The organism is Chryseobacterium sp. FH2, from assembly GCF_001045455.1.
Lineage (GTDB): Bacteria > Bacteroidota > Bacteroidia > Flavobacteriales > Weeksellaceae > Chryseobacterium.
Window position 1 is genome coordinate 349,522 of the sequence record NZ_LFNE01000001.1, and the last position, 17,208, is coordinate 366,729.

Annotated in this window: 18 protein-coding genes and 2 tRNA genes; 8 read left to right on the forward strand and 12 right to left on the reverse strand. The window is 34.6% G+C overall.

Translation table 11 applies throughout. The features are described from left to right. Positions 1–4 precede the first annotated feature (4 nt). Genes ACM39_RS01715 through ACM39_RS01725 form a run of 3 tightly spaced genes read right to left on the reverse strand, consistent with a single transcriptional unit; the run spans position 5 to position 4,376 of the window. Positions 5–2,863, reverse strand: coding sequence for a hypothetical protein (locus tag ACM39_RS01715; protein WP_048509275.1), 2,859 nt, complete (start codon positions 2,861–2,863; stop codon positions 5–7). Position 2,864: 1 nt separating this feature from the next. Beyond that, a complete protein-coding gene (locus ACM39_RS01720) occupies positions 2,865–3,341 on the reverse strand; it encodes a DUF4280 domain-containing protein (RefSeq protein WP_048509276.1) in 477 nt (158 codons plus the stop codon). A gap of 54 nt (positions 3,342–3,395) precedes the next feature. Then, on the reverse strand, positions 3,396–4,376 hold the full coding sequence (locus tag ACM39_RS01725; RefSeq protein WP_048509277.1) for a hypothetical protein: 981 nt from the start codon (positions 4,374–4,376) through the stop codon (positions 3,396–3,398). A gap of 153 nt (positions 4,377–4,529) precedes the next feature. Here ACM39_RS01725 and ACM39_RS01730 point away from each other — a divergent pair, with 153 nt between their 5' ends. Further along, a complete protein-coding gene (locus ACM39_RS01730; RefSeq protein WP_048509278.1) occupies positions 4,530–5,006 on the forward strand; it encodes a DUF7004 family protein in 477 nt (158 codons plus the stop codon). Between the two features lies 1 nt (position 5,007). On the opposite strand, the gene ACM39_RS01735 is transcribed toward ACM39_RS01730, so the two are convergent. The 4 genes from ACM39_RS01735 to ACM39_RS01750 form a co-directional block, all read right to left on the reverse strand. Beyond that, positions 5,008–5,895, reverse strand: a complete 888-nt coding sequence (locus ACM39_RS01735; RefSeq protein WP_048509279.1) for a DNA adenine methylase — start codon at positions 5,893–5,895, stop codon at positions 5,008–5,010. 142 nt (positions 5,896–6,037) lie between these two features. Next, positions 6,038–6,112 (reverse strand) — tRNA-Val (locus tag ACM39_RS01740). Positions 6,113–6,141: 29 nt separating this feature from the next. Then, a tRNA-Val gene (locus tag ACM39_RS01745) sits at positions 6,142–6,216 on the reverse strand. Positions 6,217–6,258: 42 nt separating this feature from the next. Continuing rightward, positions 6,259–7,503 (reverse strand): bifunctional folylpolyglutamate synthase/dihydrofolate synthase, encoded by a 1,245-nt coding sequence (locus ACM39_RS01750; protein WP_048509280.1) that lies wholly within the window; start codon positions 7,501–7,503, stop codon positions 6,259–6,261. A 98-nt stretch (positions 7,504–7,601) separates the two neighbouring features. On the opposite strand from ACM39_RS01750, the gene ACM39_RS01755 reads away from it, so the two are divergent. The 5 genes from ACM39_RS01755 to ACM39_RS01775 are packed head-to-tail and all read left to right on the forward strand — an operon-like array spanning position 7,602 to position 11,825. Continuing rightward, positions 7,602–8,942, forward strand: a complete 1,341-nt coding sequence (locus ACM39_RS01755; RefSeq protein WP_048509281.1) for a TolC family protein — start codon at positions 7,602–7,604, stop codon at positions 8,940–8,942. A gap of 1 nt (position 8,943) precedes the next feature. Beyond that, positions 8,944–9,534, forward strand: coding sequence for a SprT-like domain-containing protein (locus ACM39_RS01760; RefSeq protein ID WP_048509282.1), 591 nt, complete (start codon positions 8,944–8,946; stop codon positions 9,532–9,534). A gap of 2 nt (positions 9,535–9,536) precedes the next feature. Then, on the forward strand, positions 9,537–10,619 hold the full coding sequence (locus ACM39_RS01765) for a mannose-1-phosphate guanylyltransferase (protein WP_228377035.1): 1,083 nt from the start codon (positions 9,537–9,539) through the stop codon (positions 10,617–10,619). 32 nt (positions 10,620–10,651) lie between these two features. Then, positions 10,652–11,323: a hypothetical protein gene (locus tag ACM39_RS01770; RefSeq protein WP_048509283.1), complete on the forward strand. Its 672-nt coding sequence runs from the start codon at positions 10,652–10,654 to the stop codon at positions 11,321–11,323. Continuing rightward, positions 11,283–11,825, forward strand: a complete 543-nt coding sequence (locus tag ACM39_RS01775; RefSeq protein WP_048509284.1) for a GNAT family N-acetyltransferase — start codon at positions 11,283–11,285, stop codon at positions 11,823–11,825. Before ACM39_RS01770 ends, ACM39_RS01775 begins: the two co-directional genes overlap by 41 nt. Before the next feature lie 95 nt (positions 11,826–11,920). Here the strand turns inward: ACM39_RS01775 and bcp are convergent, their stop codons facing one another. From bcp to ACM39_RS01790, 3 genes are all read right to left on the reverse strand, one after another. Next, the gene (gene bcp / locus ACM39_RS01780; protein WP_048509285.1) at positions 11,921–12,370 is read right to left on the reverse strand and encodes a thioredoxin-dependent thiol peroxidase; all 450 of its coding nucleotides are present in this window, start codon (positions 12,368–12,370) and stop codon (positions 11,921–11,923) included. Between the two features lie 156 nt (positions 12,371–12,526). Continuing rightward, the gene (locus tag ACM39_RS01785) at positions 12,527–13,357 is read right to left on the reverse strand and encodes a GLPGLI family protein (RefSeq protein ID WP_048509286.1); all 831 of its coding nucleotides are present in this window, start codon (positions 13,355–13,357) and stop codon (positions 12,527–12,529) included. Between the two features lie 65 nt (positions 13,358–13,422). Continuing rightward, the gene (locus ACM39_RS01790) at positions 13,423–13,662 is read right to left on the reverse strand and encodes a hypothetical protein (protein WP_048509287.1); all 240 of its coding nucleotides are present in this window, start codon (positions 13,660–13,662) and stop codon (positions 13,423–13,425) included. A 225-nt stretch (positions 13,663–13,887) separates the two neighbouring features. Here ACM39_RS01790 and ACM39_RS01795 point away from each other — a divergent pair, with 225 nt between their 5' ends. After that, positions 13,888–14,205 carry a helix-turn-helix domain-containing protein gene (locus tag ACM39_RS01795; RefSeq protein WP_048509288.1) on the forward strand — a complete coding sequence of 106 codons (318 nt, stop codon included), beginning with the start codon at positions 13,888–13,890 and terminating at the stop codon, positions 14,203–14,205. Further along, positions 14,202–14,822 carry an endonuclease III domain-containing protein gene (locus ACM39_RS01800; RefSeq protein ID WP_048509289.1) on the forward strand — a complete coding sequence of 207 codons (621 nt, stop codon included), beginning with the start codon at positions 14,202–14,204 and terminating at the stop codon, positions 14,820–14,822. Before ACM39_RS01795 ends, ACM39_RS01800 begins: the two co-directional genes overlap by 4 nt. Before the next feature lie 55 nt (positions 14,823–14,877). Here the strand turns inward: ACM39_RS01800 and ACM39_RS01805 are convergent, their stop codons facing one another. After that, positions 14,878–15,324 (reverse strand): DinB family protein, encoded by a 447-nt coding sequence (locus ACM39_RS01805; RefSeq protein ID WP_185097441.1) that lies wholly within the window; start codon positions 15,322–15,324, stop codon positions 14,878–14,880. A gap of 81 nt (positions 15,325–15,405) precedes the next feature. Continuing rightward, complete coding sequence (locus ACM39_RS01810; RefSeq protein WP_048509290.1) at positions 15,406–17,202, reverse strand: DUF885 domain-containing protein; 1,797 nt, start codon at positions 17,200–17,202, stop codon at positions 15,406–15,408. Positions 17,203–17,208: the final 6 nt, after the last annotated feature.

Sequence of the window (17,208 nt, forward strand, 5' to 3'; positions counted from 1 at the left end):
TACATTAATATTTATTTTCTTTTCCTTCTCCGAAGGTCATGCTTACGGGAGTTCCCGTATAACTAGGTATCAGTTTAAATGGATCCAGCGTCTCAGGCGCTTTATTTTTAGAATTTCTCTTCATTGAAAATTTATAATAAACCGTTACCATAAGACCGGAAAATTTGGTTGTAATATCTACCTTGTTATCCCAGTCAAAATTTGGACTTAAAGTTATTTTAAATGAACAATCTGCTTTTACTCCCGCCTGTAGCTCCACTTCAGGGAATTTATTGATTTGCTTGTTGCTCATTGCCAATCCCATTTCCAGCTCCAGTTTTCCGCCAAAAGTTCCGGAAAGTTTCATGTCTGAATCCCATCTCTGACCTTCGGGCTTGGCATCATTCCATTTAATATAAGCTTCTTCGAGTGCTAAATTAGCATAAAAAGTAAGATCTATACGGTAGTTTATACTTAAAGAATTGAAAGACATTTTTTCAATAAGCCAGGTCGTCAAATCCAGAAAAGTGATAAACTTTCCGTACACCGGAATTTTATCGGCTAAGGCGAGTAAATCAATTTTTAAATCTCCACCAATGAGAGGGGCGCATTTTACTTTTCCGGCAATTTCTAAACCTACGAAATCACCACTTTTGGCAAATTTCCAGCTGACTCCTGCAGACGGAGCGGGAGGGAGCAGAGAAAGGCTCATCATGCTTCTTCTTCCCGCAAGTGATGGTGGAAGGGTATCTGCTGCATCTCTGGCGTCTTTTGCGCCTGCAATTTTATCGGCAAGATCATAGACAGATTTTAAAATGCCGATCATTTTTCGGTATTTTTCAGCGAATTTCCAGCTTAACTCGTGAGATTCTCCACCATTGAAGGTAACTTTAGCCGAAAGACCAAAATTTCCTTTCATCGTTCCATAATAACGATTGGCGGCTGTTCCTATTTTCTTTTGGCCGTCTTTTGCATTTTTGTTGTTAGTATTTTCCTCGCGGCGCAAATCTCCGAGCGCGCCCACATCGCCTGTGTTTCTAACATCTCTCAATGAAATGGAATCTCTTGTAGCCTTACTTTCTGTCCCGTAAATATCATAAGTTGGTTCAGAATTTCCGAACCAAACGGGATCTGTGGTGTTGTACAGAATATTAAACGACCATTCTACATCAGGAAAAATTCTTATTCTCGCTAATTGATTCGGATATCTGCATGTAGATATTGGAACAAAATAAGACTGAATTTTGTCTTTCGATAAAAAGAAATAATTGGCCAGCCATGCATCTGCTACAGGAACATCATTAAATTCGTTTTTAGCGACGACAACGGTTTTATTATAGTAATAGCTTAAATTTAATTCTAACTTGTTCTCACCAATATAATTAAAATCAACACCTTCTTTCCAGTCCTGAACATCAGAAACGTCTCCCGATGGAGCTTTGTTTGGATCGGCATAAACGTCTGTGTCATTCGCCTGAGTTGGGTCAGTTTTAGTGGAATAACCTTTTTTTGTCCAGTGTGGGGCTAGCACTCTGTCCATTAAAAATAAATTTTGCGGATGATCGTGCTTTTCCCCCTCAGGAAGAAGAACACCGGTACAAAGCACATTTTTATTCTCAAGCTTATCTAAGGTGATCGATACTTTTTTCTTTTTCTTATCTCCGGTTACAATGTCATATGTACTGATGGTTTTATCCATTTTATCTGTTGCATCTTCATCAAAAATGACAAGAGGAGCTTTGGTTTTATCATCTTCATCAGCGATTGAAATTTTGCTGTACCCGCACGGATCAAACTCTTTCTTTTGATATTCTATATCACCGATATATTGAATCATGTTTGACTTTCTTACCTCCATTTGTTTAAGAATAGTCTCGGTAGATTCATATTTTACGGCAAAAACGGACGAAACTTCCACTTCGTCAAAGTCTCTGTGAGAATCTGCAACCTTTCGAATTTGGTTGGAGTCTGGCTGAAAAGTGTATTCTTTTTTAGTTTTTTTATTGGTTACCTTTATTTTAACCGAATAATTCTTCGTTTTCTGATCCTTTTTATGAAGCTTGTCTCTCCAAGAAGGATCAATGTAAACAGGAAATTCATAACCAATATTTGCTGAAGTCAAAGAAACACTTCCGTTGGCTTTTTTTATTACAGGAGAATAGTCTTGTAATTTTCCTTTAATAATTGGTTCCTGAACAATTACGTTATTATTTTCATCGGTAAGATGTATCTCGACTTCCAAATCCGCATAAGTTGGTTCTACTTCAATTTTTCCATACTTTTCAAGATACTGATCGCTGATTTTCAAAGGAAGCATGTGAGCCCAAGCATAAAATTTTATGGTTTCGCCATAAGAATAATAGCCGTCATTGATTCTAAATTCTTTTATTTCAGGATCTATCTTCTGTTTATCGAAATAAGCTAAATAAATTTTAGGTTTATCAATCGTAAGAAAAAGGAAATTGAGCCCTTTTCCGGGAACCATGCTGAAAACCTCCATTCTATGATAGTTTCCAAGCCAAACGTCATTGGATTCGGGTGTGATTTCTATTGTAGACCCCTGTTTGTACTGCATATCAATTCCCATAAATTCTACGGGTTTCGGACCGCCGCCTAAATCTGCCCAAAGAGGAAGTTTTTCTCCTTTCGGTGTTTTTTTAGCTTCTTCCCAAAGATAGGATAGAATGAAGGCCCATTTTGCTTCAGCAACGGTGGTGTTCGGATTAGAAGTTCTTTCTCCCAGAATCGTGGAGTCATTTTCTAAAACGAAACGGTGTTTCCTTCCGCTTAATAAATAAAGTACAGCGTCTGGAACAACCGTAAATGCTTTTGTGCCGTCAATTTCATGATAGCAGGCTTTTATACCTCTTACAATTTCTCCCATGTTATTTTGCATTTAAATGATCGTACGGGTAAGTAAGATTATAGTTTTTCATGTCTATAATCGGGCTTATGTGGGACTGAAGCTCTTCATCGGCGCCTTGAATATTGCTTTGAGAGGGCTCACCGATTTGCCCGGTTTTCATGATGCTTATGCAGTCTTTTCCTCCAATAGGGCAGGTTGCTTTGCTGTCCTGAAGCAAGATATAACCATCGGGGGGAGAATATTTTTCTTTTTCATAAAAACCGCTCCATTCCGTCACGGTAGCCACGCAGGGAGCATTATTCATTTTTTTGCAAGAACCAAAAGTGTTTTTCTCGAAAGTAGTTCCGATATCTTTGTGAGTGGCGGCCAATTTTGTACTGCCGTTAAGATCATTGATGAAATATTTTTGCTGGGTGAGTACTTTTAATGCATCCGGAGTAGTACCAAACTGACATTGGCACAAGGCTCCCTGTACTACTTTTTCTTTTAAAGACATATTAATATAATTTGTGTGGTGTGTAAATTTAGTGTTTTTTATTCAAACAGGTTTTTACCAGTCATTTTCATATTCATTTTTATAAAACCCCCAACGGTTAGGCTCAGAAACGACAAGTCCACCAGTGATAAAAGGACTGGTTCTGCTTAATTCTTTATCTTTAAATTCTTCAGTATTTTCCTGATATTGGGTGTAATTTATTCTTTTTACAAAAATTTTATTTCCTGACCAATCTTTTGTGTAAACTTCAAAATAAGCCTGAATATGCATTGGGAAATGATGATAAAGATCCATATCAAAAATGACTTTTAAACTCATGAAATAATGTTGATCTGGATTGTTTTCAGGAACAAAATGAGAATGTGCATTTTGTTCGTGACTTTCAAATTCAATAACAAATGAATGATAATTTGTCGGGATTTTATTAATGGTCTGAATTCCAGTAAATTTTAAAGGGGATTTGTAAGGAACAACTGCCAAATAAAGAGAGGTTTCCGCCTTTCTTGTTTCTCCGTAGTCAATGAATTTTGGGTGAAAAAAAACGTTCCAAAACCAATCGTATTGGAGGCTCCTTTCTAAAGCTGTTTTATTGTCAATTTTTTTATCGACAGTGAGGAGAAAATTAGTCAATGATTCACCAGAATATTTTTCTAAAATTTTAGATTTTTCCTGAATCCAACGTTCTTTTATTTCCTTAATATTAATGATTTCGTTGCTGGAAAGCCCCTTTTCATTGATATGAGTCGTAACAGGATATAGAGATTTTGAAACCGAATTTGAAAGCATTTCGCTAATGCTGTCTGGTTTGTGCTGATCAAAAAACACGTTCTCTTTAATGATGCTTAAAAAGCCTTTGTGGCTCTCGATATTTAAATCAACAGTAACGTTATAATCAATTCTTTTTAATGGAATTTCTTCGCTGTTTGAGAAATATTTTACGGAAACATTATACTTCCTTTGCTGTAAACCCTGTGGTTTTATTCGAAGGGTGTTGAGTCGTCTTAATATTTCTTTTTTTGACATGGATATGTCCATAATTCATTCATTTTAGCCTTCAGACATAAAGTTTTATTGTTCCAAATTTAATAAATAGAATATAAATGACTGAAAATTTAAACTCAATCACAGAAATTGAGATGAAATTGAATATTTGGTTTAAAACTTTTATATTGCATTAAAACAACACACATGGAAACAATTAAAGTTTTTTCAAACGGCGGAAAATTATTTTATAGTGAAGGAAATTTTGATAAATGGTGTGTTTATTATGAATCCGGGGAAAAACCAATGTTTCCCCCAACAGATAAATATTACTTTAAATACTTGCTGAGAAGCAGTAGAATGTATTCTACAATTTATGATGATTTATTTTCTGTTTTTAATCAGACAACAGATAGGGTAGAAGAAGAGGTCTTACAAAATATTGTAATTCTTTCTCAAAAGTATGGAGCTTATGCTATTCAGTTTGAAATTTTATTCACTGTAATTTATTGTGCGATGATTTCTGAAGAGAAAAAGGAGCATACAAGATTGGGAAAAAGAATTAAAATGCTTGGCATTCATCAATTATTAAAAGAAAATTTTAGCGTTGACGAAGCTGCGGATTTCAGCAGAAATAAAAGCTGGAAAGTATTAGCAGCAGAATGCAATAAATATGGTTTTTAGATTAATAATTTTTAATTAAAAGTTCCGTAATACTTCCTCTCGCCGTACCTTTCGAATTAATACTTCTCTTAGCTAGGACTCTCTCAATATTAAAGTCTTTATACAAATTATCAAAATATTGATTTTCAATATCAATATTTTTCATGTCAGAATTGCTTAGCAACCACGAAACATTTTTATCATTCAGTTTTTTGCAAAATTCTGATAATCTTTCCTGCTCAGCATCAGAAAACTCTTCAAAATTGTAAGAATTGAAAGATGCGGTTTTGCTTAAAGGCTTATAAGGCGGGTCGAAGTAAAAAAAAGTGTTTCCGCTGATATATTTTTCAGTTTTGCTATAATCATCATGTAGAATGATAACTTTTTTCAGAAATTTGTGAATGTTTTTCAGGTTTTCAATGTCGTAAATTCCCGGAGTTTTGTGTTTACCAAAAGGAACATTGAATCCATTCTTTTTGTTCACCCGATACAGGCCATTGAAGCATGTTTTATTTAAATAAATGAAAAGAGCGGCCTGTTTGTAACCTTCGTCAATTTCAGAATTAAAAATACTTCTGTTTTCTAAGAAGAAATTTCGTTTCCCCTCCATGTCTTCAATAGAATTATGAATGGACTTTAGCTTCTCCAGTTCATTGAGGAAGTTTTTGAAATCGTTTTTAATGCTGAGGTAGGTATTAACCAGTTTTTCGTTTTTATCAGCAATTACAAACTTTTTGATGTTTTTGAATTGGTTTCCAACTTTGAAAAGCATGGCACCACTCCCGATAAAAGGTTCAATATAAGTGTCAAAGTTTTCAAAATCAGGAGGAAGATTTCCGATAAGGGACTCCATAAGCTGGGATTTTCCGCCCGCCCATTTCAAAAAAGGTTTAATATTGCTGTTTTCCATTAATTATTTCAAAAATAGCCCTTTGAAAAAGGACGAAGAGAAGATTCAAAGGTATTAAAATTTGGTATTATAATAAATACAAAAGCCAACACTTTGAATAGGCATAAATAAAAAAAATCTCCCAATATATTGAGAGATTTTGTGGGCCCTGAGGGATTCGAACCCCCGACCCTCTGGGTGTAAACCAGATGCTCTGAACCAACTGAGCTAAGAGCCCTAAATTTTTAAAAGTCTTAGGAACTTTTGTGGGCGATGAGGGATTCGAACCCCCGACCCTCTGGGTGTAAACCAGATGCTCTGAACCAACTGAGCTAATCGCCCTCTGTAACGTTATTTCCGTTTAGAGTGGTGCAAATATACGACTTATTTGGAAATCTCCAAATTTTTTTCTAAAAATTCTCCCACAACAAAGTTGCTTCCACCAATAAAAATCATTTCTTCATTTGTACATCTCTCTTTTGCAGAAAGATACGCTTCCTGTACAGAATCGAAAATTATATAAGAAATTTTTGCCTCAATCAGCAAATCTTCATAGTCTTTCGGGTGCCTCCCCCTGTTGATCGAAGGTTTAGCAAAATAAAATTCCGAATTTCCAGGTAAAATCTTCATCACTTCGTCAATTTTTTTGTCATTCACAAACCCTAAAACAATATGTTTATATTTATCGATTGAGCGCAACTGAGCGAAAACCAGCTCCAAACCGGCTTGATTGTGTGCTGTATCACAAACAGTAAGTGGTTTTTTTGAAAATTCAAACCAGCGACCGATAAATTTTGTGTTTTTGTGAACGTGTAAAAGCCCGTCTTCAATATTTTTATCGGAAATGATAAAATTTAATTTTTTTAATTCTTCAATCAAGGCTAAAACTACTTTAATATTTTTCTCCTGATAATTTCCTTTTAAATCCGATTTTACATCTGTTTTTAATAAAGTTGCATCAATAAAAGGAGCATTTTCTTTTGCAGCTTTATTTTTAATGATATTCTTCACTACTTTATTCTCATCTCCGGAAATAACGGGGATATTATTTTTAATGATTCCGGCCTTTTCTCCTGCGATTTCTTCAATGGTATCTCCTAAAATGTTTTGATGATCAAGCTGTACATTTGTAATGGCGGAAACCAATGGCTTGATGATGTTTGTTGAATCTAATCTTCCTCCCAGGCCCACTTCGATAACGGCGAAATCTACTTTTTGCTGATAGAAATATTCAAAGGCCATGACGGTAGTGAATTCAAAAAATGAAGGACGAATATCTTCAGGTAGTTGTTTTAACTTTTGGATAAAATTAAAAACAAATTCTTTGTCGCAATTTTTGCCATCCACTTTTATACGTTCCGTAAAATCAATGAGATGGGGTGAGTTATATAAACCGGTTTTATACCCTGATTCTTGTAAAACAGAGGCCAGCATATTACTTGAAGAACCTTTCCCGTTTGTGCCTCCGATATGAACACATTTAATCTTTTCCTGTGGGTTTCCGAAAAACTCACAAAGCTTAATGATATTATCCAAACCCGGTTTATAAGCCTTTTGTCCATCGATTTGATAGTTCGGAGCCTGTACGAAAAGCCAGTCTACAGCTTCCTGATATTGTTCCTTTGTCATCCTGCAAAATTCATAAAAGTTTTTGAAAAAAAATATTAATTTTTACAAACTGTAACTTTTTTATATTTGGCTCGTCTAATTCGGAAAAGCTTATAAATATGAAAAAAGTTTGGATTATTGTTTTTGGATTAACTTGTTTGGGCATACATGCCCAGAAAAAGTGGTCTTTGAGAGAATGTGTAGACTACGCAGTGAAACATAATCTTCAGGTGATCCAAAATGAATATTCAAAACAATCTCAGGATAATAACCTAAGAATTGCAAAGAAAAACTCTTTACCATCTGTTTCTGCAAATATCGGAAATACCGTGAGTTTTGGGCAGATATCGTTCGGGACGGGGAGTTTGAGAAATGACAAATACAGTAATAATGCAAACATTAATGCTGATGTTTTGGTTTACAACAATGGAAGACTGGATAAAACGATCAGAAAAGTAGAATTTGATGTAGAAGCAAGCTTGTTTGATATTGAAACCGTTAAAAATGATATTTCGCTTCAAATCGCTCAGCAATATTTAACGACTTTATTGAATAAAGAAATTGTGAAGATTTCTGAAGCAGCCGTTGAAAATGCCCAAAAACAACATGATAGAGCAAAAATCACCACGGAAGTCGGAACAACGGCTCAAACTGTTTTTGCGGAAGCCCAAGCTGCGTTGGCAAGAGAAAAGCAAAATCTTAAAACTGCTGAAATTAATGTGGGAAGAAGTTTATTTGCTTTGGCTCAGCTGCTTCAGTTGCAGGAATATAAGGATTTTGATGTAGAAGATGTTGTAGTTTCGGATCAGCTAACACCGGAGCTGAGATCTGTTGATGATGTTTTAAAGACTGCTTACGAAACACAGCCGCAAATAAAAGCTGCAGAAAGCAGAATAAAAGCTGCAGAAGCTCAAATTGAAGTTGATAAGACCGCTTTTTGGCCTACTGTAACGGCAAGTGCAGGTATTGGCAGTTTCTATAATAATCTTTTGACTACGGATAATGTAGGCTCGGTATCGGTCTATATAAAAGAAAGAGGTTTATTTCCTCAGTATAAAGACAATTTTGGACAGCAGGCTGCATTGTCTGTAAACATTCCGATTTTTAATAAAGGAATTACAAAATTGCAGGTAGAGCAGTCGAGATTGAATGAAAGTGTTGCTAAAAATACTTTGGAGCAGCAAAAACAGACGGTAAGACAAAATGTTCAGCAGGCACAATTTGATGTTGATGCAAATTATGAAATATATTTATCGGCGGTAGAAACAGAGAAAAGTACAAAACTTGCATTGGATTTTGCGGATAAAAGTTATGCGGCCGGAAGATCAACAATCTATGATGTGAATGTTGCAAGAAACAATTATGCGAATGCACAGGGTTCTGTGGCTCAGGCTAAATTTAATTATCTTTTCAGTCTTAAATTGTTGAATTTCTATGCAGGAATTCCATTAAGTTTGTAAAATGTCTATTCAATCCTTAGAAAAATATTTACCACAAAACACGCTTCAGTATTTAAAAATCTGGTTTTCAGATTACTATATTCATATTAAAATAACTCGAAATAGGAATTCGAAACTGGGAGATTACAGAAAGCTTCCGGACAATTCTCACGAGATTACGATTAATTCCACACTTGCACCACAGCTTTTTTTCTTTGTTCTCACCCATGAGCTGGCTCATTTGATTGCTTTTGAAAAATATGGCAGAAAAATCTCTCCACATGGTAATGAATGGAAGGAAACTTTCAGGCAAATGCTTCTGCAAAGCCTTGATATTTATGAAGAAGAACTGAAGCCTATCATTGTGCGATTTTCCCAATCTCCCAAAGCTAATTTTATGGCAAGTCCGGATTTGGTAAAGTATTTTCATATTGAAAAACAGGAAGATAACCTCCGGTTTATTGAAGAACTAAAAAAAGGGGAGTATTTCCTTTACCGCAATGAAAAGTATTTATTAGAAGGTCTGATTAAAAAAAACTATCTTTGTAAGAACCTGGCTACTGGAAGGAAGTATTCTTTCAAACCTTTGGCGAGGGTAGAAAAATGTAGTTAAGCATGTCAAAATCAGATAAATACTGTGTGATAATGGCCGGTGGAATCGGAAGCAGATTCTGGCCGATGAGTACGCAGAAATTTCCAAAACAATTTCAGGATATTTTAGGAGTCGGGCGTACGATGATTCAGCAAACGTATGACAGAATCAGCAGGTTAATTCCTAATGAAAATATATTTGTAATAACAAATAAAGAATACATGGAGCTTTCTCATCAGCAGCTTCCGGAAATTCCGGTTGATAATATCGTTGGTGAACCTCTAATGAAGAATACGGCAGCATGTAATCTGTATATGGCAAATAAAATTGCAGAGATTGATCCTAATGCAACGATGGTTGTTTTGCCTGCTGATCATTTGATTCTGAAAGAAGAAACTTTTCTTGAAAAGATAGAATTGGCTTTTGATCTGGCTTCAAAGCACGAATATCTGGTTACTTTAGGAATCACACCTACGAGACCAGATACGGGATACGGGTATATTCAGTTTGTTGATAAACATGATTCTGAATACTATAAAGTAAAAACTTTTACCGAAAAACCCATTCTGGAAATTGCCAAAAGTTTCTTAGAAAGTGGCGATTTTCTGTGGAATGCAGGGATTTTCATTTGGAATGTGAAAAGTATTTATCATGCATTTGAGACCTATCTTCCGGAAATGACACAGCATTTTATGGCTTGTGAGTATAATGCGGAGAGTGAAAAAAACTGTATAGAGCTTATTTATCCTAAAGTTCAAAAAGTTTCTATCGATAACGGGATTTTAGAAAAAGCTAAAAACGTTTATGTGATTCCCGCAGATTTAGGATGGAGTGATCTTGGAACATGGACTTCAGTTTATGAAAACACGGAAAAAGATGATAATGGAAATGCTGTAAAATTAAAACATCTTTTAGCGTATAATTCCAAAGGAAATATTATTCGGTTAAGAAACAATAATAAAGCGGTGATAATTGACGGGTTAGAGAATTATATCATTGTAGACACCGATAAAGCACTTCTGATTTGCCCAAGAGATAATGATCAGCTTATAAAAGATTACGTCCTTGATTTGAAGAACTTCAAAAAAGGAGATAAATTCATGTAAAATATTGGCATAATTTCTGCCAGGTTCTGATTATGACAAAAATTACGTCCAAATTTATACTGTTTATCTTCTTGATTTTAGGCGTTTTATCCTATTCTCAGGTAAAGAAAAAATTTATTAATATTCCAACAGCCTTGAATGGGATTATTCCCAATGACAGGGTTGATTTTTGGGTATTAGTCCATAATGAATATGGAAAGGATACCGAAGTAAGAACCTCCGGGACGAAGAAAGATTATATTCCCCAATCTTCCGGATTTGATTTGTTTCCTGACGACGACAGCTTCTATTATATTGTTTATTCCTCTGCTGGAAAAATAAATTATGTAGTTGATTTTGAAGGTTTAAAGGATTTTATCGGGAAAATAGATAATGCCGATGAAGCTTCAATCGCAGCTACTATTGATGGATACCTTATTGACGAAGAATTTAAAGATGTTGCTGCAAATTATTATGAAGATGCTTCCGCTTATTATTTAGATTTAGGGAAGATTACATCAAAAGAATGTCCTTATCAGAAAAAACATTTTACCTTAACGGTAAATAAAAAGTCAGGAACTATAACTGATGTAAAGGATAACGGAACCTATATTGAGCTTTATAATAAAAAGTGCGCAAATAATCCTAGACTTTTGAAAATCGAGAAAAAAGAGGAGCCAAAAGATGAGTCTAAAAAATCAAACAAATCCACAAAACGCAGATGATTTTTACGAAACAGAGCGGTTAATTATTCGTCCGATGTCATTGGACGATAAGGAATTTATCTTTGAACTTTATAACAGACCAAAGTTTATAAAATACATTGGCAATCGTAATATAAAAACGGTTTCTGATGCCGAAAATTATATTAAAAACAGGTTTCTTCCCCAGATGGAGAAACTGGGTTTTGGAAATTATTTAATAGTTACGAAAGAAGGAAATCACAAAATAGGAGGGGTGGGAATCTTCGAGCGGGAAGGTTTGGATGTTGTAGATATAGGCTTTTCGCTTTTAGAAGAATTTGAAGGAAAAGGCTATGCTTATGAAGCTGCTTTGAAAGTAAAATCTGTCGGAATGGGAGATTTTGGACTGAAAAAGATTTCTGCCATTACTTCAAAAGATAATTTTTCTTCACAGAGATTAATTGAAAAATTAGGGCTAAAATTTCAAAAACATGTTACTCTTCCAGACGAAGACGAAGAGCTCATGTATTATGAAACAGAATAATTTAGTGGTTAATTTGTCATCCTGAGAGCAACTCAACAATGTTTTTATAACTTCGGACAGATGCTTTCAGTATGACAAATAAAGTGAAAGATAATTTATCCTCCCAAAATCTGTTCAGCAGCAGTTTTTGAAGTCACTTTTTCTATAACCCTTGTACAAATCCCTTTTTCATCAAAAATAAATGTAGTTCTTACAATCCCCATATAAGTTTTTCCAAAAGTCTTTTTCTCTTGCCATACCCCAAATTTTTCAATGATATCTTTGTTTTCATCGGCGATCAGATCATAAGGAAAAGCATATTTGCTGTGGAAGTTTTTCTGTTTTTTTACAGTATCTCCGCTTATTCCAAGAAGTTGGAAACCGGCTTTTTCTAATTTAGAATAATTGTCACTCAGATTACAGGCTTCAACCGTACATGTCGGAGTGTTTGCCTGGGGATAAAAGAAAACGACTAATTTATTTCCAATCAATTTTTCAGAATCTATGGTTTCCCCATCTTGATTTATTCCTTTAAATTGTGGTAATTTATCTCCAACTTTCAGCATAATATTCGATTTTGAAAGCTAAAATAATAAAAATATTGTTGTATTGAGGGTTTGAGAACTTCTTTAGTTTAAGTCTCTGCCGTTTTAAACGAATTGTTACTATTAATACGGAAACAATAATTGGATCTTTTTATTCCTTCATTAATTAAAGTGGTTTTAATCTAGCTCAATCGGATTATATGGTTTTGCTTTTACGGTCTCCCTTATTACATTACCTTCGGCATCATAAGAAGAACCATGAAAGAAAGCCGGATTATCATGATAGGTTTTTTGAATTTCTCTAAATTTTTTTCTGGTTATTTTAAAAATTTGATCTTCATTCCTTAAATAGATATTCATAGGCTTTTTATCCATTGCTATTGCTGTAAAATGATAATGATTTTTCCTGTCCTCAATCTCCATAATCAAACCGGGTAACCCATTAAAAAGATAAGGGCCATTGTTTATTGGAATATCTTTAGAATACCAAGCTGTATATTTTCTTCCGCGAAATTCCGCGGTTGCTTTGTAACAAGTGTATCCAAGAATACTTTTAGTGTCATTTCCTAGTTTCCAGATAATAGCTGGCTGTTCTTCGGTATACTGATAATTATCTCTTGCTTTATCCTGAATGGTTATACTATTTTTATTGAGATCCCGAAGAACAACGGGTTTCCATTTCGGATAGACAGGTAATATCTGGTTCATTTCTTTTGCGCTCACGTTGTTTTGATGGCTAAACTTTTCTGCCAATGAATCGTATTTTATGGTGTTTAGCTCAAAAAATTTAGAAAAATTTTTTCCCAACTCCAATACACATATAACTTCTTTTTTGTTGACTGATTTAGGATTTGAAACGTAATTTAATTGATAATACACATTTTGTATGCTTTTATCAAACATCTCTATACTATATTTATCGGGAGGAAGAGAAAAATTTCCTAATACAGTTTGAGATTTTACCAAAATACAAAACATGCAAATTAATGTACTGATGTAATATTTCATATATTAAAAAAAATTAAATCCGTACAAATAATTGTACGGAATGATTAAGGTCAAGGGAATAATTATTAACATTTAATATCGTTGAAATCCTGCTGCGCATCAAGGAATTCAGCAACCGTATTATAATTTGAAGCTTGTAACCAATAAACAGCTCCACATGGCGCGATACATTGTATCCATTGAGCGGGTAATTTGAACGTGATTGTTTCTTTTTCAATCTCAGGTTTGCTCTCTACAAGATCTTTTGCATTCATCATTATTCCTGTGATCCCAAATAATGAGGCTAATAAAATAATTTTTTTCATAATGTTTTTAGAATGTTAAAATTAAAAAAAATAACTAATTGAAATTGCTATGCATAAAAATTTCATTACAAAAATTGAAAATAATTTTGTTTAACCTATGTGTTTCATACATAAAGAATGTACATTATTACTTTTTTAGTATTTTTGACTAAAATCTTCAAAATGTATATAAAGACAGACCAAATAAGAAAGCTGAGAAGGGAAAAAGATTTCTCTTAGGAATATATGGTAGAAATGCTAGATCTTTCTCAGTTTCAATATTCAAGGATTGAAAACGGAGAATGCAGCATAGATTTGGAGAAAACAAGTAAAATTGCAGAAGTTTTGGGTACTAATCCATTAGATATTATAGAGTTTTCGGATAAACAAGCTTTTTTTAATTGTTCACAATCAGGCAATATGAATGTCATTAACAATAATGAAAGTTTTGAGAAAGAAAGAGAAGCTTATCTTGTACAAATAAAAGAGCTAAAAGAAGATAAAGAATTTCTGAAGCAGGAAAATTTATCCTTAAAGAAAATGTTAGAGAAACTGGTAAAATGACAAAAAAGCAAAGAGCAGAGCTCGTTCAGGTTGAATTAGAAAAATTATATCCTGAAGTTCCTATTCCGTTAGATCATACGAATGCTTATACTTTAATGGTTGCTGTTGCGCTTTCTGCACAGACGACCGACAAAAAAGTGAATCAGGTAACACCCAAACTTTTCAAAGTAGCAGGAACACCTGAAAAAATGGCAAAATTGGAGGTTGAAGAAATCAGGGAGCTCATCAAAGAAATAGGGCTCTCAAATACAAAAGCCAAAAACCTAAAGAGGATGGCAGAGCTTTTATTGGAAAGGCACAATGGAGTAGTGCCTCAAACATACGAAGAGCTGGAAGCTTTACCGGGTGTTGGCCATAAAACAGCTTCTGTGGTGATGAGCCAGGGCTTCGGGTTTCCTGCTTTCCCTGTTGATACGCACATTCACAGACTGATGACCCAATGGAAGCTTACTTCAGGAAAAAACGTAATAGAAACGGAGCGGGATGCTAAAAATATTTGGAAAGAAGAGGTTTGGAATAAACTTCACTTACAAATTATTTTCTACGGAAGAGAATATTCTCCTGCGAGAGGAAAGGGGGAAAAGGATTTTATTACAAAAATGATGTTTGAGAAATAAAAATTCCCCCTGGAGGGGTAGATTTTTGTAAAACAAAGACGGGGTTAATCAATATTCATACATCCAACAGTCTCCTATGATAATTGATCTGCCCCAAATGATAACTCAAATGACCGAATAAGTGAGTCAGAAAATAGCCTGTTGTCATTTTGTACCCTAAAGCTTCAAGGGGATATTCTTTTTCCAAATCATTTCCGTTGAGCTGATTCAGGGTTTTGATAACAATGTCTAATGTGCCTTCAACTTTTTCAGTTAATTCAGTTTTTGGAATATTTTTTAAAGAAAACTCAAGTTCTCTGTTTCTTACATATCCTGAATTTCCAAGAATTGCTCCAACATAATGATTGAGATTCCCCACCAAATGAAGGCAAAGATTACCTCCGGAATTCAAAATATTCTTATCTGTCTCCCAAAGTGATTTTTCATTTTGGTAAGACTCAATTTCTGTTTTTAATTTATTTAAATCTCTGGCGTAAAGAGATTTTAGAGATTCTGTTATCATTTTTTTTGATTAAAATTAAAGTATACATCTAAATAAAAAAACCACAAAAATTAATTTGTGATTTTCATATTTTGTTGAAATTTATTTCTGCTTTTTCGCCCAAAGTTCCATTTTTCTGTTTAAAACGTCTAAAGGAAGACATCCCTGACTCAAAACTTCATCATGGAAACTTGCTAAATTGAATTTGTTTCCAAGCTCTTTCTGATATTTTTCTCTCAATTCACGGATTCTCAGGGAACCTATTTTATATCCCAACGCCTGTCCAGGCATTGCCATATATCGTTCTACTTCAGCAGTTGCACCTGCTTCATCGTAAGAAATATTGCTTAAGAAATATTTGATGGCCTCTTCTCTTGACATTTTTCCGGAATGTAAACCTGTATCAACAACCAATCTCACGGCTCTCAACATTTGGTCACTCAAATATCCCATTTTTTGATAGGGGTCTGTATAAAGCCCGAATTCAGGGCCCAGGGTTTCACAATAATGCGCCCAGCCCTCACCATACGCTCCAAACCAGCCAAATCTCATGAATTTTGGAAGTTTTGTATTTTCCTGCTGTAAAGAAACCTGATAATGATGTCCCGGAATTGCCTCGTGTAAGAAAAGAGACTCCATTCCGGAAGTAACATTGAATTTTTCCGGATCCGGAAGTGGGACGTAGAAAATCCCGGGTCTTTTTCCATCAGGAGTTCCCTGGATATATTCTGCGCTGGCACTGGCCTCCCTGAATTTTTCCGTTTGTCTGATTTCAAATTTTGTTTTAGGAGTTATGCTGAACATTGTTTTCAGCTTTGGAGTAATTTTCGTTAAAATCCCATTAAAAGCATCTAAAACTTCTTTTGAAGTCTTGTAAGGCATTGCTTTAGGATCTGTTTTTATATAATTGATAAATTCTTCCAACGTTCCTGTGAAGCCAACCTGCTGTTTCACTTTTTCCATTTCTGAACGGAGCATAGCAACCTGCTGTAATCCTATTTTATTGATTTCCTCAGGTGACATATGGGTTGTCGTCCAGCTTTTTGCATAATATTGATAAATCTCCTTTCCGTTTGGTAAGCTGTTGTAACCATCTGTTTCTCTTGCCTTGGGCAGATATTCTTTTTCTAAAAACTCACCCATTTTTGTATAAGCAGGAATGATTTTCTTCGTAATAGCATCTTTGTAAAGTGTAGAAAATTTATCTTTTTGAGCCTGTGTAAAATCTTTAGGGAATTTTTTTATGGGTCCGTAGAAAATATTTTTATCTAAATCAGTTGAGGTGATTTCCTCTGATTTCATCTGAGGAATCATTTTGATTACCAGTTTTTTAGGCAAAACAAATTTATTATTGATTCCTTCACGGAAATTGTCTTTTGCGGCATCCATCCAGTCTGGAAATTTTTCCATTCTTTTCAGCCAGTCATTATAATCTTTTTCTGTTTTAAACGGTTGGCTGCCTTCTCCGCTTCCATACAAAGGAAAACTCAATGGAAGTCCTCCAAATTGTGTAAACGGAATATATTCCGGATGATAAGCGTAGGCTTCAATTTTATCTTTTAATGTAAAATCCAAAACATCGTACACTACTTTATCGTCGTCGGAAAGGCTTTTGTAATCAACATTATCCAACTGTTTCTGAACCGAATTGTAAAAAGCAACTTCCCCGGAAATGAAATCTTTATCAATATTAATAGGTAGCTGATCGTTATACCTTGTATCTCCTTGAGAAGTAGCGTCTAAAGGATATAATTTAAGATATTGCTCATAATAATTTGAAGCAATGGAATCCAGATTGGATGGAGTAACTTTCGTTAGCGGAGAATCGGATTTCTTGCAGGAAGCAAGACTTATCACGAGTCCGAACCCTAAAATACTTTTCGATAAAATGTTTTTCATTCTTCA

Bases quoted from the DNA above. Each gene is read 5' to 3' on its own strand.
- ACM39_RS01715 (WP_048509275.1), bottom strand. From the start codon at position 2,863: ATGGGAGAAATTGTAAGAGGTATAAAAGCCTGCTATCATGAAATTGAC.
- ACM39_RS01720 (WP_048509276.1), bottom strand. From the start codon at position 3,341: ATGTCTTTAAAAGAAAAAGTAGTACAGGGAGCCTTGTGCCAATGTCAG.
- ACM39_RS01725 (WP_048509277.1), bottom strand. From the start codon at position 4,376: ATGGACATATCCATGTCAAAAAAAGAAATATTAAGACGACTCAACACC.
- ACM39_RS01730 (WP_048509278.1), top strand. From the start codon at position 4,530: ATGGAAACAATTAAAGTTTTTTCAAACGGCGGAAAATTATTTTATAGT.
- ACM39_RS01735 (WP_048509279.1), bottom strand. From the start codon at position 5,895: ATGGAAAACAGCAATATTAAACCTTTTTTGAAATGGGCGGGCGGAAAA.
- ACM39_RS01750 (WP_048509280.1), bottom strand. From the start codon at position 7,503: ATGACAAAGGAACAATATCAGGAAGCTGTAGACTGGCTTTTCGTACAG.
- ACM39_RS01755 (WP_048509281.1), top strand. From the start codon at position 7,602: ATGAAAAAAGTTTGGATTATTGTTTTTGGATTAACTTGTTTGGGCATA.
- ACM39_RS01760 (WP_048509282.1), top strand. From the start codon at position 8,944: ATGTCTATTCAATCCTTAGAAAAATATTTACCACAAAACACGCTTCAG.
- ACM39_RS01765 (WP_228377035.1), top strand. From the start codon at position 9,537: ATGTCAAAATCAGATAAATACTGTGTGATAATGGCCGGTGGAATCGGA.
- ACM39_RS01770 (WP_048509283.1), top strand. From the start codon at position 10,652: ATGACAAAAATTACGTCCAAATTTATACTGTTTATCTTCTTGATTTTA.
- ACM39_RS01775 (WP_048509284.1), top strand. From the start codon at position 11,283: ATGAGTCTAAAAAATCAAACAAATCCACAAAACGCAGATGATTTTTAC.
- bcp (WP_048509285.1), bottom strand. From the start codon at position 12,370: ATGCTGAAAGTTGGAGATAAATTACCACAATTTAAAGGAATAAATCAA.
- ACM39_RS01785 (WP_048509286.1), bottom strand. From the start codon at position 13,357: ATGAAATATTACATCAGTACATTAATTTGCATGTTTTGTATTTTGGTA.
- ACM39_RS01790 (WP_048509287.1), bottom strand. From the start codon at position 13,662: ATGAAAAAAATTATTTTATTAGCCTCATTATTTGGGATCACAGGAATA.
- ACM39_RS01795 (WP_048509288.1), top strand. From the start codon at position 13,888: ATGGTAGAAATGCTAGATCTTTCTCAGTTTCAATATTCAAGGATTGAA.
- ACM39_RS01800 (WP_048509289.1), top strand. From the start codon at position 14,202: ATGACAAAAAAGCAAAGAGCAGAGCTCGTTCAGGTTGAATTAGAAAAA.
- ACM39_RS01805 (WP_185097441.1), bottom strand. From the start codon at position 15,324: ATGATAACAGAATCTCTAAAATCTCTTTACGCCAGAGATTTAAATAAA.
- ACM39_RS01810 (WP_048509290.1), bottom strand. From the start codon at position 17,202: ATGAAAAACATTTTATCGAAAAGTATTTTAGGGTTCGGACTCGTGATA.